Raw genomic sequence first — 13,452 nt, forward strand, 5'->3', positions numbered from 1 at the left:
TCATGAAAAAAACTGTTTTCAAAATAGCGAATGACGTAAAAGAAATCTGTATTCCTTTATATAAAATTTTAATTCCATTTGTTTTTATTATTAAAGTTTTAGAAATTTCGGGAGTCATAGAGTTTTTAGCAAAATTAATTCAACCATTAATGTCTTTGGTTGGTTTGACTCCAGAACTTGGTTTGGTTTTGGTAACTGCCATTTTAGTAAATATGTATGCTGCAATTGTGTTATTTATAAATCTTATACCAATCTTAGATGTAAATGTTGCGCAAGTAACAATATTAACGACAATGATATTAGTATGTCATAATATTCCAATAGAAAGTGCGGTTTGTAAGGCTGCAGGAATAAGCTTTACTTACACAGCATTACTTAGGTTTTTTTCAGCTTTTTTATTGGGTTTTATCCTAAAATTAATTTATTTTAATTTTGAGTTATTGATGGAGCCTTTTGATACACTCGTAAAATTGGATCCATTACCAACAGAATTTTGGCCCTGGTTATACTATCAGTTTATAAACCTTGTTTATGTTTTTTTCATTGTTTGCATCATGGTAATTATTTTAGAAATCCTAAAAAAAATCGGTATTGAGAGACTATTTGAAATTATTTTTGTACCTCCTTTAAAATTATTCGGCATACAAAAGGAAGCAATGAATATTATTATAGTTGGTATGACTATCGGAATTCAATATGGAGGCGGTATTTTAATTAAAGATGTTAAGTCCGGGAAAATAGATAAGCAAAGTGTTTTTCTAGCAGTATCGCTACTAAATCTTCTTCATGCTATTATTGAAGATACTATCTTGATGGCGCTTATTGGTGGTCATATCTCAGGAATATTAATTGCTAGAGTAATTTTTAGTTTAGTCTTAAGTTATTTCATATTTATGATTTACAAAAGATACTTTAAAGCGGTATAAGCTGTTATGGTTAAAGTTGTAGAAATTACAGAATTTGGTGACCCTTCAGTTTTAAAAATTAATCAAAAAGATTTACAAAAATTACAACCAAATGAAGTTTTGGTAGAAAATAAGTCTATTGGCTTAAACTTTATTGACACTTATCATAGGACTGGCCTTTACCCGATTCCTCTTCCATCTGGTATAGGCCTTGAAGCTGCTGGGGTTGTTAAAGAAGTGGGGCCTGATGTAAAATTATTTAAAGCTGGTGATCATGTCTCACATGCATCTATGCCTATAGGGGCTTACTCAGAATTGCAAATTATGCCAGAAGCAAAATTAGTTAAAGTCCCAAAGTCAATTAACTTTGAAGAAGCAAGCGCTATTACTTTAAAAGGTATGACTTGTGAATATTTATTGCATAGAGCTTATAAAGCAAAAAAAGGAGAGGTACTTCTTTTTCACGCCGCCGCAGGTGGTGTGGGACAACTTTTTTGTCAGTGGGCAAAAGCCTTGGGATGTACAGTGATAGGTACAGTTGGATCAGATGAAAAAATTCAAATAGCAAAAAAAAATGGCTGCGATCATGTAATTAATTATTCTGCTCAAGATTTTGCTGCCGAAGTCCTTAAAATTACGAATGGTAAGGGTGCCGATGTAATTTATGATGGAGTTGGGGAAAAAACCTTTGAGAAATCCCTTGAAGCAATAAAATTAAGAGGCATGTTTATATCATTTGGAAATGCCTCTGGTCCCGTTAAAACAATAGATTTAAAAAAGCATTTAGCACCTAAAGCAATATTTTTTACAAGACCTTCAGTAATGCCATACACAGCTACTAGAGAAGAATTAGAATTGTCTGCAGGAAGAGTTTTTGAAGCAATGGAAAGTAAAAAAATTAAAATCGATATATTTAAAAAATATTCTTTGGACGAAGCTAGAAAATCACATGAAGATTTGGAATCTAGAAAACTTCTAGGGCCCGCTGTGCTAATACCTTAAAACTTAGTTTAGGTCTAAGTACTCAATAAATGATCTAATTGCTATTATAAGTAAAAAACAACCAAATATTCGGCTTAATAACTTTTTTTCAATTCTATGTACTAACCTTGCGCCAACTGGTGCCATTAACATTGTGACTGGTACAAAAACTAAAAACCCTGGAATATTCACATAACCAATACTTAGCGGTGATTTTACTTCATCAAAGATACTTCCGCTAAATGACATACTGAAAGCACCAACAACTGAAATTATAAATCCAATCGCAGCTGACGTACCAATGGCATTTCTAATGGAATAGCCAAATAATCTCATAAATGGGACAGAAATTGATCCTCCGCCAATTCCAAGAGGAACAGAAATAAACCCTATGCATGTTCCAATAAAGCTTTTAATTTTAAAAGGAATATCTCTTGGGGTTTCGCCTAATTTTTCTCTAAAAAATATAAAAAATAAACCCACGCAAAAAGCAAAAATTGAAAATATTAAAACTAATCTTGGTGTTTCTAAATTTGAAGCAAATACCGTTCCCAGTATAACGCCGCCTGCCACAAATAATCCAAATGATTTAATTAATTTAAAATCAACCGCATCAAACTTCATGTGTGTTTTGGTTGACATGATTGAAGTAGGAATAATAATTGCCAATGAGGTTCCAAGTGACAAGTGCATAATTGTTAAAGGATCAAAATGGAGGGTTTCAAATGCATAGTATAACGCTGGAACCATAATTATACCTCCGCCAACACCTAGCAATCCTGCCATAAAACCAGAAATAGTTGCAGCAATAGCTAAAACAGTGACTAAAGTAATTAATTCATTTAAAGAAATACCATCAAACATTTAAATAGCTATTTCAACTTTCTCATTATTTTGAACTACTTCTAAAATATGTTTCACTTTTTGAAAATCAGAGTCTCTTGCCATCATATTATCTGATAGATACCTCTTCCATTTACCTGCACCTCTTTGTCCATGATACAAGCCAACCGTATGTCTCATAATTTGATTAACTCTTGTTCCTTTATTAACTTCTGTATCTACATATTCGACTAATTTTTCTACGATTTGTTCTCTTGTTAGAATGTCATCATTTTTAAAAACATCTTTTTCAATATCAGCTAAAAAGTAAGGTGATTGATAAATAGCTCTCCCAATCATAACCCCATCTACCAATTTTAAATGAGATTTAATTTGATCAGTATCTGTAACTGCCCCATTGATAATGATTTCAATTTCTGGGTTTGATTTTTTTATTTCATATACCATTTTATAATTTAGTTTTGGTATTCTTAAATTCTCCTTTGGACTTAAACCTTTTAAAATTGCTTTTCTTGCATGAAGAATAATTGTTTTTACTCCTGTATTTTTAATTTTTTCTACAAATGAATTTAAATAATCGAAATCTTCAACATCGTCATAACCAATTCTTGTCTTTGCTGTAACTGGTAGTTTCGTAGATTGAACCATTGCGGAAAGGCAATCAGCAACTAGATCTGGTTCCTTAATTAAACATGCACCAAATTTATTTTTTTGAACCTTTTTACTTGGGCAACCCAGATTCAAATTGATCTCGTCATACCCAAAATCTTCAACAATTTTGCAACACTCCACTAATTCTTTTTTATTACTTCCACCAAGTTGTAATGCTACTGGCTTTTCAAATTCGCTAAATTCTAATATTTTTTTTTTATCTCCATTGAGAATTGCTCCGGTTGCAATCATTTCTGAATATAAAAAAATGTTTTTACTAATTAACCTTAAGAAATATCGATCATGACGATCTGTACAATCCATCATTGGAGCCATGGAAATTTTACGATTTAATTTAGACATATTTTTTTATTTTATCAGAATATGAAATAATACCTTTGGTAATAAAATCCTCATGAATTTTCTCTAACTTTTCTAACTGATATCCATAGTTTACCATAATGCCAAAAGACTCTTTGTATCCATAGTCGCTAATATTTCCATTAATTATAATGTTATAAATACTAGCGCCATTTCCAAGGTGAAATCTTGATACTGGATTTAGAGGTTTGTTATTAATTTTTTCATTAATTAAATAATGAGCTACTAATTTTTTAATAGCTGTTTTCTCTTCTATAATTTTAGGCTCTCCTATTTTTAAATCAGATGATCTTAAAAAATTTAATTTTGTGATGTCATAATCTTTTAATATATCTTTTAATTTTTCATCGTTTAACGATAAAAACCAATCACAAAAACCAGGTAAAGGAGAGAGAGTTCCAAAATTTTTTATTTTAGGGTTTTCCTCCTGAATTTCAAAAACAACTCTTTTTATTAAAAAATTTCCTAATGTCACTCTCATTAAACCTTCTTGGCAATTGCTGATTGAATAAAAAGTGGCAGTATCATAATTTGAATTATTATCTGTTTTTGGTTTAACAATTTCTTGTATAGAATTGCCAATGCCTTTTGTAAAAGCAACCTCAACAAATATTAAAGGTTCATCTTTTAAAACTGGATGAAAGTATGCAAAAAATCTTCTATCTTCTTGCTGCAATCTACGTTTTAAATCATTCATGTCTTTAATTTGATGAACTTTTTCATACTTTATTATTTTTTCTAATATTGCTGCTTTTGACTCCCAGGTTATTTTTTCTAGCCTTAGAAAACCAGGATTAAACCAGGATTTAAATAAGTGCCTTATATCTTCATCTAAAGTTTTAAGCTCAGGATTAATAGGTAAAAATTTTATCAAATCTTCTCTCATTGAAACGAGGAAGGGAGTTCCATTTGGAGCCATATTTAATCTTCGAATGAGCTCTTGTCTATTTCCTTCAACAGCAGTTCCTAATTCATTTAATGACTTTTCATTTTTTTCTTTAAGATATTCTGCAATTTTAATTTCAACTTTTTCTTTATTTGGTGAGAATTTTTTATTTAATTCTTTAAAAAAATTTAATTTTTGATCTGTGTTAAAAACACTATAAATCTCAGTGATCTCTCTAGCAATTGCAATACCTGAGGCAATTCCTTTAAAAGATGTTAAATCATCACATAATTGAAGTGCAGTTGGTAAATCTTTTTTAACAGTTTTTTTTCCTATTAAATTCTGACCTGCATCTGCTATTGAAGAAAAAAGTTTCTTAAAATCCAGCATCTTTACCCATTAACTTGTCTGGTAACCATGTAACAAGCTCAGGGAAAATACATAAAATCACTATGCAAATCATCATCATTACCATGAAAGGAATTGATCCTCTTAAAATTTGGTTTAAGCTAACATCAGGAGTTATACCTTTGATGATATACAAATTAAGACCTACGGGTGGTGTTATTAAGCCAATCTCCATGTTAATTGTAAATACAATCGCAAACCAATAAGGATCAAAACCAAATTCAGTAATAATTGGAAGTAAGATTGCAGACGTCATAACAATAACTGCAACTGGCGGTAAAAAGAAACCTGCGATTAATAAAAAGATATTAATATAAAAAAACAATAACCATTTGTTTAAACCCATCTCAACAATAGTTTGAGCAATAGATTGTGTTACGTATAGAGACGATAAACTAAATGCAAATATATATGAGCCAGCAATAATGAACATTATCATTACGCTCTCTTTCATTGAAACTTTTACAATATCCCATATTTTTTTAGGCTGATAAATTTTATAAACTACAGCAATCATCACAAAAACAAGAAATGCTCCAACGCCCGATGCCTCTGACGGAGTAGCAATACCCCCATAAAGAACGTAAAGGACACCTGCAACAATTGCTAAAAAAGGTAGTACTCTTGGAAGAACTTCAATTTTTTCTTTTAATGTTGGAGGAACTCTATTTCTTGCTCTTTCAGCATAAGATTTATCAATAAAGTATGAGTAAATATAAGCCCAAAGCATAAATAATCCCGCAAGCAATAAACCTGGGATCACACCACATAAAAACAATCTTCCTATAGATGTTCCTGTTGCTAAACCATAAACAATAAGAACGATACTAGGTGGGATTAAAACACCAAGAGTTCCACCAGCAGCAATACATCCAGTTGCAAGTTCTGCCGAGTATCCTCTTTTTCTCATCTCAGGAATTCCCATAGTTCCAATCGCAGCACATGTTGCTGGGCTTGATCCGCTAAGAGCTGCAAATATTGAACAAGCTCCAATATTAGAAACCACTAAACCACCAGGTAGTCTCCAAAGCCATCTATCTAAACCAGTATATAAATCTTTACCTGCAGGTGAATTTGCTACAGCCATTCCCATCAAGATAAACATTGGAATAGACAGTAAAACAAAAGAATTTAAGCCTGCATAAAAGGTTTCTGCATATACATTAAGAATTTGAAAACCTTCTGCTAAAAATAAAAAGACTAAAGATGTAAAACATAGACCAAATGCAATAGGTATTCCTGAAAACAACATGGCAACCGTAAAAAGGCCCACGATCAGACCAAGTAAAAGCGGATCCATGTTTGTAATAAATTCCATTAAAATTCCTTTAACTTTCTAAAAAGTTTTATCAGTTCAGCAATGTAAGACATTGTCATTAAGATTGCTCCAATTAACATAGATGAATATGGTATCCATAGTGGAGGGCTCCAAATTGTACCTGTGTTATGATTATTTATAAATGCATCTGCAGTGATTTCAAAACTGACATAAAATAAAATTAAGAAAAAAATTAAACACAAACTATCTGTGAAAATTTTTAATCTTGTTACATTTTTTTCTGACATGAATGTATATAAGTATTCCATATTAACATGCCCTTTTTCACTTAAAACCCATGCGCTTCCAATAAAAGTAGATGCAACAAGCAACATCGTGACTAATTCGGTTTGCCATGTGATTGCGTTTCTAAAAAGATAACGCTCAAAAACTAATTCTGTAATTAAAACTATAGACAATAACAAACAACCTGCAGCAAATATCCCACAGATTTTTGCAACTTGCTCCGTAAATTTTATAAATTTATCTGTCATAAAAAAATACCCCTGCAATGAGCAGGGGTATTAATTTTAAGCTTTTATTTTACTGCTAAAGCTTGGTCAATTAATTTTTGACCACCTGGAACTTTATCTGCAAAGTTCTTGTATGATGTTTTTTTAGCGATAGCTAACCAAGCATCAAAATCAGCTTTAGTCATGTAAGAAAGTTTAACACCAGCTTTTTTATAAGCCTTTTCCATAGTAGTGTCTAAACCAGCAGCTTCTTTAGTCATATACTTCTCCGCAACTTTTCCAGCTTTCATTAAAGCTTTTTGTTGTTTAGAAGTTAAAGAGTCAAAAGACTTTTTTGACATAAGAATTGGCTCATACATAAACCATAGACCATATTTACCTGGAGGTGTCGCACACTTAACTTGTTCGTAAATTCTGTAAGATACAAAACTTCCTGAACTTGTATTTGCACCATCAAGTACTCCAGTTTGAAGACCATTATAGATCTCAGAAGATGGCATTCCTTGAATACCAGCGCCTGCACCTTCAAGCATTTGGTTAAATGCCTTTCCTGCAGCTCTGAAAACCTGACCTTTAACTGACTCTGGATTCGTAATACAATTTTTCTTTGATACAAAACCACCTGCTAACCAAGCATCAGATAATACTACAACACCTGCATCATTGATGATTTTTTTAATTGTTTTCATCATTGGTGAGTTGTTTACTCTTAATGCATGCTTATGGTTTTTAACCATTCCAGGCATTAATGTAATATCAAACTCTGGATGGAATTTTGCTGCATAAGCTAATGGGAATGCTGAAATATCCAACTGACCAGTTGTCATTGGCTTCCATTGCTCTTTTGGTTTATAAAGTGATTTAGCTGGGTAAATTCTAATATCTACTCCAACGTTTGCTTTTTTCATTTCATCAGCAATGATTTGAACCATTTCGTGACGAACATCAAATTTACCGTCTTTTCTTTTTGTACCTGGCCATTGGTGACTTGCTTTTAATGTTTTAGCAAAAGACTCACCTACTCCAGCAAATAAGAAAACAGCAGCAAATAAATAGATAAATGATTTTTTAAATTTCATTTATGTCTCCCCTGTTTGTTAAATTATTGGCTATTGAACTATATTTTGATATCAAGATCAACAATGAATAAAGGGCCGTTATCAGGGTTATTAGTACTAGATTTAACAAGAGTCTTGGTTGGACCCTATTGTACCATGATACTTTCAGATCTTGGAGCTAGAGTGATCAAAGTTGAAGCTCCAGGTGTAGGAGATGACTCTAGAGGCTTTGGACCTTTTATTGAAGATCAATCAGCATACTTTATGTCTCTCAATCGTAATAAGGAAAGTATTGCTCTCAATTTAAAAGTTGAAGAAGATAAAAAAATTTTTGAAAAAATATTAGATAAGACCGACATTCTTGTTGAAAACTTTAAACCAGGAACTTTAACCAAATGGGGTTATGGCTGGGAAAATTTAAAAGATAAATATCCAAAATTAATTTATGCATCTGCTTCCGGTTTTGGTCAAACAGGACCTTTAAAAGAATTACCAGCATATGACATGGTGGTTCAAGGAATGGGTGGATTAATGAGTGTAACAGGTCAGCCTAATAGCGAACCTACAAGAGTTGGAACTTCAATTGGAGATATTACAGCTGGGTTGTTTACTGCAATTGGAATTAATGCTGCTTTATATGATAGACAAAAAACAGGTAAAGGAATGTATATCGATGTATCAATGTTAGACTGTCAGATAGCTATTCTTGAAAACGCAATTGCAAGATATTTGTCTAAAGGTGAAATTCCAAAACCAATGGGATCAAGACACCCGTCTATCTCTCCGTTTGAAGCTTTTAAGACAAAAGATAGTTACATTATTATTGCCGCTGGAAACGATAAGTTGTTTGAGGGCATGTGCAAAGTATTTGATTTAGAATTATATAAAGATGCAAAATTTAAAACTAATGCGGATAGAAATAAAAACATAGAAGAACTTAAAAAAATATTAGAAGAGAAACTTAAAGACAAAACAACATCTGAATGGTGCAAAGTGCTAGAGGCTAAAAGGATACCTTGCGGTCCAATTAATAATATAAAAGAAGCTGTTGAAAGCCCTCAAACTAAAGCGCGTAATATGATTGTAAGCGCAATGCATAATAAAATTGGTGAATTTAAAATGGCTGGTAATCCAATTAAAATGTCTTCATATGAGGATAAAAATACTAGAGGCGAAATACCTAATTTAGATCAACACCGTGAAAAAATATTAAAAGAATTTGGAACTTAAGAGTTTTGCTCTTCAGCAGGAGTATCGCTTACTTCATCTGCATTATCATCTGAAAAGTCATCATCTTCATCTGTAACATCATTTGCTTTCATGCTTGGGGTAGGAACTTTTCTAGATCTTTTTGAAGGCAATATAGCTTGACCAGATTTAGAAACTTCACCTTTGTAAATTTCTTCAAATGCATCTCCTTCTGGAGCATCATACTCTTCTTGTTCCATTGCATCTTCTGGATGTTCTCTTGCTCTATCTACAGTTTGTGTTTCTAAAGTCTTTTGGTCTAATAATTTGTCTCCAATTTCTCTTAAAGATAAAACTGTTTTTTTATCATTATCTTCAGAGACCATAGGTTTATCGCCTGCACCTATTTGCAAAGTTCTCTCTTTTGCTAAAATTACTAGATCATATTGATTATCTACAACTTCTAAACAATCTTCAACTGTGACTCTTGCCATTGGCGAGGCTTATAATGATTTTAGCATGAAATTTCAAGCGGTAATAACAGGCTTATAACTCTTTATTTTGAGGCAAAAAAGAAGGTTGGCAAATATTGCATATAAAACCATAAATAAAAATATTTTTTGAGCATTAAACCCATCATCAATTAAGTATCCAAATAATACAGGAGATAAGGAGGTTGAAAAAACCATAAGCGCAACTGTAACTGATCTAATTGCTCCAAGATGTTTGGTGCCGTACATTTCTGACCATGTAGATGTGATAAGCACATTTGCTGTTCCATTTGTAATTGCAATAAAAATGAAAAATAAAACTGGTGAAAGAGAAAATTGAAATAAATAAGAAATGATAAATCCTATTATCATAGGCAGGAGATAAAATGGTAATACTTTAATTGCGCTAAATCTATCTATTAAATACCCAGAAACTTGCAGAGAAATTAATGTAAAAATTGCATAAGCAGTAAAACTTGGTGCTATATAACTAATGCCCCACCCTGAACTTTCAAATAGAAAAGTCTGATTGATAAAAATACCAGTTATTAAAAATGGAGGACAAAGAACAGCTGGTAGTAAAAAATAAAACTTTATATCTTTTAAAACCTCTCCCCTTGTCCAGTTTTTAATGTTTAAATTTACTTTTAATTGATCTAGTTCTTCAGAATTATCTTTAAAGTCTCTTAAAAGATATAAAATAAGTGGCATTACAAAAATAAAAAGAAAAGTCGCAATAACGATCCAAACTTTTTTCCATATCATAAAATTTAAAAGTAAAATTACTAGACCTGGCAAAATACCTTCGCCAAATGTTAAACCAAGCCACGCAATACCAAGAGCCTTTCCTCTATTTCTATTAAAAAATTTTGCCATAGCTGTACTAGAAGTATGGCTCATTAAACCCTGTCCAAATAACCTTAAAAAAAATAATGCAAAAATAAGATGTAGGAGACTCGATAATTGACTTATAAAAATAGAAGCAAAAAATAATGATAAACAAACAAAAATTGCAAAATTCCTAAGTTTAAAATCATCTATCTTCTTACCTAACCAAATAATACTTAAACTACTCACAAGTGTTGCAATTGAATAAATTCCACCAAATTCAGAGTGGCTTAAATTTAAATCTTGTCTTATAAACGGGTTAAAAATACCTAAGAAAAAAGTTTGCCCAAAGCTTGAACAGAAAGTCATTAGGAAACCAAAAAGTAGGTATTTAAAATTTGATTTTATAAAATGAAAATTAAACATTAATAATTATAAGGAGTTATTTAAATGTCTCACAAAGTTGCTTTTATCGGTTTAGGTGTCATGGGTTTTCCAATGGCTGGGTATATATCAAAAGCTGGTCACGATGTAACAGTTTATAATAGAACTTCAGCAAAAGCTGATAAATGGACTGGTACTTACAAAGGAAAAACAGCAGCAACACCTGCTGAAGCAGCAAAAGATGCTGACTTTATTTTTACATGCGTTGGAAATGACAACGACTTAAGAGAAGTAACAACTGGTTCAGATGGTGCATTTCAAAATGTTAAGAAGGGAGCTGTATTTATTGATAACACAACAGCTTCGGCTCAAGTTGCGAGAGAGTTATTTAATACCGCGACTGAAAAAGGTTTTGGTTTTTTAGATGCCCCAGTTTCTGGTGGACAAGCTGGAGCAGAGAATGGTGCACTAACTGTAATGGTTGGCGGACAGCAGTCAGATTTTGAAAAAGCTGAACCGATTATTGATTGCTACAGTAAAAAAATTAAACTTTTAGGTAGCGCAGGAAGTGGACAGCTCGCAAAGATGGTAAACCAAATTTGCATTGCTGGATTAGTACAAGGATTATCAGAGGGATTAAGGTTTGGGCAAAATGCTGGTCTAAATGTTGAAGATGTAGTTGAAGTTATTTCTAAAGGTGCTGCTCAATCTTGGCAAATGGAAAACAGATTTAAAACAATGTTAGATGATAAATTTGATTATGGTTTTGCAGTTGACTGGATGAGAAAAGATCTTGGGATTGCAATGGAAGAGGCAAAAACAAATGGATCAAAACTTCCTGTAACTGAAATTGTAGACCAGTACTATTCAGAAGTTCAAAAAAATGGTGGTAATAGGTTTGATACCTCTAGCCTAATAACCCTGCTTCCAAAAAAGTAATCAGGTGAACGAGAAAGTTCCAGATTTTTATAACAATAAAGATTTAATCTTTGATGAAATTTGGACTCTCTTATCAAGGGGTGTAGTCGATAGATCAGAGGATTTTAGGTTACCTGTTGTCATTGTTAATAAAGGGCAAATATCAGATGGAAGGATAGTTGTTTTAAGGGGAGCTTTCAAAGATAGAAGAGTATTAAGATTTCATACTGACCTAAGATCATCTAAAATAGAAGCTTTAAAGGAAAATAATAATATTTATTTTTTATTTTATAATAAAAAAAGGAAAATACAGGTAAGGGCAAAAGGGAAAGCTACTATACATTTTAAAGATAAAATTACTGATGAGGCTTGGAAAAAAACAATGATAATCAGTAGAAAATGTTATCTTGCAACAAATGCGCCAGGATCGGTTTCTGAGAATCCTCACCCTGGTTACCCAGAAGAACTTGAAGGTAAAAATCCAAAAATTGAAGATACCGAAATAGGCTATGAAAACTTCTGTGTAGTAGAAAGTAAAATTAAAGAAATGGAATGGCTATACTTAGCTTCTCAAGGTCACCGTAGGGCAAAAATAAATATTGATGATAACGGTTCAGTTAATACTGAGTGGCTAACACCTTAGTTTATTTAAAACCTTTTTCGTAATTTTTCCAATTTGCAGAATATCTTCTTGCATTTTCTTTTATCGCTTCAATTTCTTGATCTGTTACTTCTCGTATGATTTTACCTGGAGAACCCATAACTAAAGATCTGTCTGGTATTTCTTTGTTTTCTGTAATTAGAGAATTTGCACCAATAATACAATTTTTTCCAATTTTTGCGTTATTTAAAATCGTAGCTCCCATTCCAATTAAACTATCATCTTTAATTGAGCATCCATGAAGTATCACCATATGTCCAACCGTAACACCTGAGCCAACTATACATTCACATCCATCATCAGTATGTACAACGCTATTATCTTGAACATTAGTTCCCTCACCTATTGTGATTTTTTCAATGTCACCTCTTAAAACAGCTCCAAACCAAATACTGCAATCATTTTTTAAATGAATGTCACCTATAACTTTAGCACTATCTGCAATCCAGTTCTTTCCATCTCTTTTTACGATTTTATCTCCAAGTTGATGAATCATAATTAAGGTATATATATAATAATATTTACTATGGCACTTGAAAAAACACCGATTTGTAACTTTGGGGAAAAAATTTATGATTTTAATTTAAAATCTGTAGATGAAAAAAATTATACACTTAAAGATATTGCAGGGAAAAATGGAACACTCGTTATGTTCATTTGCAATCATTGTCCGTATGTTAAGGCCATAATCAAAGAACTCAGTTCAACTGCCTTAAGTCTAAAAAAATATAACGTAAACTCAGTGGCAATTATGTCAAATGATACTGTTAATTATCCAGACGATAGTTTTGATAACATGAAAAAATTTGCACAAGAAAATCATTTTAGCTTCCCTTATTTATTTGATGAAACTCAAGAAATTGCAAAAAAATATGGAGCTGTATGTACTCCTGATTTTTTTGGATATAATTCTAATCATGAACTCCAATATCGTGGTAGGTTGAGAGAAATGAAAGATTTAGTTCCAGTTGATGGAGGTAAGAATGAATTGATGGAAGCCATGATAGAGATTTCACAATCAAAAAATGGTCCCATAAACCAATATCCAAGTATGGGATGTAATATTAAGTGGAAATAA

At 32.0% G+C, this 13,452-nt stretch carries 15 protein-coding genes; 6 read left to right on the forward strand and 9 right to left on the reverse strand.

What is annotated here, in order from left to right; genetic code table 11:
• Nucleotides 1-2 precede the first annotated feature (2 nt).
• Both ACTTAT_RS05195 and ACTTAT_RS05200 read left to right on the forward strand, forming a co-directional pair.
• Nucleotides 3-926, forward strand: a complete 924-nt coding sequence (locus ACTTAT_RS05195) for a nucleoside recognition domain-containing protein (RefSeq protein WP_440679426.1) — start codon at nucleotides 3-5, stop codon at nucleotides 924-926.
• A gap of 6 nt (nucleotides 927-932) precedes the next feature.
• Nucleotides 933-1,907, forward strand: coding sequence for a quinone oxidoreductase family protein (locus ACTTAT_RS05200; protein ID WP_440679425.1), 975 nt, complete (start codon nucleotides 933-935; stop codon nucleotides 1,905-1,907).
• Nucleotides 1,908-1,910: 3 nt separating this feature from the next.
• Here the strand turns inward: ACTTAT_RS05200 and ACTTAT_RS05205 are convergent, their stop codons facing one another.
• The 6 genes from ACTTAT_RS05205 to dctP are packed head-to-tail and all read right to left on the reverse strand — an operon-like array spanning nucleotide 1,911 to nucleotide 7,925.
• Nucleotides 1,911-2,750, reverse strand: a complete 840-nt coding sequence (locus ACTTAT_RS05205; RefSeq protein ID WP_440679424.1) for a sulfite exporter TauE/SafE family protein — start codon at nucleotides 2,748-2,750, stop codon at nucleotides 1,911-1,913.
• The gene (gene dusA / locus ACTTAT_RS05210; protein ID WP_440679423.1) at nucleotides 2,751-3,743 is read right to left on the reverse strand and encodes a tRNA dihydrouridine(20/20a) synthase DusA; all 993 of its coding nucleotides are present in this window, start codon (nucleotides 3,741-3,743) and stop codon (nucleotides 2,751-2,753) included.
• Nucleotides 3,736-5,037, reverse strand: a complete 1,302-nt coding sequence (locus ACTTAT_RS05215; protein ID WP_440679422.1) for a malonyl-CoA decarboxylase domain-containing protein — start codon at nucleotides 5,035-5,037, stop codon at nucleotides 3,736-3,738. The genes dusA and ACTTAT_RS05215 overlap by 8 nt, the downstream gene beginning before the upstream one ends.
• Nucleotides 5,024-6,355, reverse strand: coding sequence for a TRAP transporter large permease (locus ACTTAT_RS05220; RefSeq protein ID WP_440679461.1), 1,332 nt, complete (start codon nucleotides 6,353-6,355; stop codon nucleotides 5,024-5,026). The genes ACTTAT_RS05215 and ACTTAT_RS05220 overlap by 14 nt, the downstream gene beginning before the upstream one ends.
• A gap of 17 nt (nucleotides 6,356-6,372) precedes the next feature.
• Nucleotides 6,373-6,867 carry a TRAP transporter small permease subunit gene (locus tag ACTTAT_RS05225; protein WP_440679421.1) on the reverse strand — a complete coding sequence of 165 codons (495 nt, stop codon included), beginning with the start codon at nucleotides 6,865-6,867 and terminating at the stop codon, nucleotides 6,373-6,375.
• A 44-nt stretch (nucleotides 6,868-6,911) separates the two neighbouring features.
• Nucleotides 6,912-7,925 (reverse strand): TRAP transporter substrate-binding protein DctP, encoded by a 1,014-nt coding sequence (dctP, locus tag ACTTAT_RS05230; protein ID WP_440679420.1) that lies wholly within the window; start codon nucleotides 7,923-7,925, stop codon nucleotides 6,912-6,914.
• A gap of 63 nt (nucleotides 7,926-7,988) precedes the next feature.
• On the opposite strand from dctP, the gene ACTTAT_RS05235 reads away from it, so the two are divergent.
• Nucleotides 7,989-9,134, forward strand: coding sequence for a CaiB/BaiF CoA transferase family protein (locus tag ACTTAT_RS05235; protein ID WP_440679987.1), 1,146 nt, complete (start codon nucleotides 7,989-7,991; stop codon nucleotides 9,132-9,134).
• Here the strand turns inward: ACTTAT_RS05235 and rpoZ are convergent.
• Together rpoZ and ACTTAT_RS05245 are read right to left on the reverse strand one after the other, a co-directional pair.
• Entirely contained in the window at nucleotides 9,131-9,586 is a 456-nt protein-coding gene (gene rpoZ / locus ACTTAT_RS05240) for a DNA-directed RNA polymerase subunit omega (protein ID WP_440679988.1), read from the reverse strand. The two genes, ACTTAT_RS05235 and rpoZ, sit on opposite strands and share 4 nt — an antisense overlap.
• Before the next feature lie 33 nt (nucleotides 9,587-9,619).
• Nucleotides 9,620-10,780, reverse strand: a complete 1,161-nt coding sequence (locus tag ACTTAT_RS05245) for an MFS transporter (protein WP_440679990.1) — start codon at nucleotides 10,778-10,780, stop codon at nucleotides 9,620-9,622.
• Nucleotides 10,781-10,861: 81 nt separating this feature from the next.
• Here ACTTAT_RS05245 and ACTTAT_RS05250 point away from each other — a divergent pair, with 81 nt between their 5' ends.
• Together ACTTAT_RS05250 and ACTTAT_RS05255 are read left to right on the forward strand one after the other, a co-directional pair.
• Nucleotides 10,862-11,734 (forward strand): NAD(P)-dependent oxidoreductase, encoded by an 873-nt coding sequence (locus tag ACTTAT_RS05250; RefSeq protein ID WP_009360023.1) that lies wholly within the window; start codon nucleotides 10,862-10,864, stop codon nucleotides 11,732-11,734.
• Nucleotides 11,735-11,738: 4 nt separating this feature from the next.
• Entirely contained in the window at nucleotides 11,739-12,356 is a 618-nt protein-coding gene (locus tag ACTTAT_RS05255; RefSeq protein WP_440679991.1) for a pyridoxamine 5'-phosphate oxidase family protein, read from the forward strand.
• 1 nt (nucleotide 12,357) lies between these two features.
• Here ACTTAT_RS05255 and ACTTAT_RS05260 read toward each other — a convergent pair whose 3' ends face one another.
• Nucleotides 12,358-12,870: a gamma carbonic anhydrase family protein gene (locus ACTTAT_RS05260; protein WP_440679993.1), complete on the reverse strand. Its 513-nt coding sequence runs from the start codon at nucleotides 12,868-12,870 to the stop codon at nucleotides 12,358-12,360.
• A gap of 30 nt (nucleotides 12,871-12,900) precedes the next feature.
• On the opposite strand from ACTTAT_RS05260, the gene ACTTAT_RS05265 reads away from it, so the two are divergent.
• Complete coding sequence (locus ACTTAT_RS05265; protein ID WP_440679995.1) at nucleotides 12,901-13,452, forward strand: thioredoxin family protein; 552 nt, start codon at nucleotides 12,901-12,903, stop codon at nucleotides 13,450-13,452.

Origin of the sequence: Candidatus Pelagibacter sp. HIMB1517 (assembly GCF_052047895.1) — a bacterium.
Lineage (GTDB): Bacteria > Pseudomonadota > Alphaproteobacteria > Pelagibacterales > Pelagibacteraceae > HIMB114.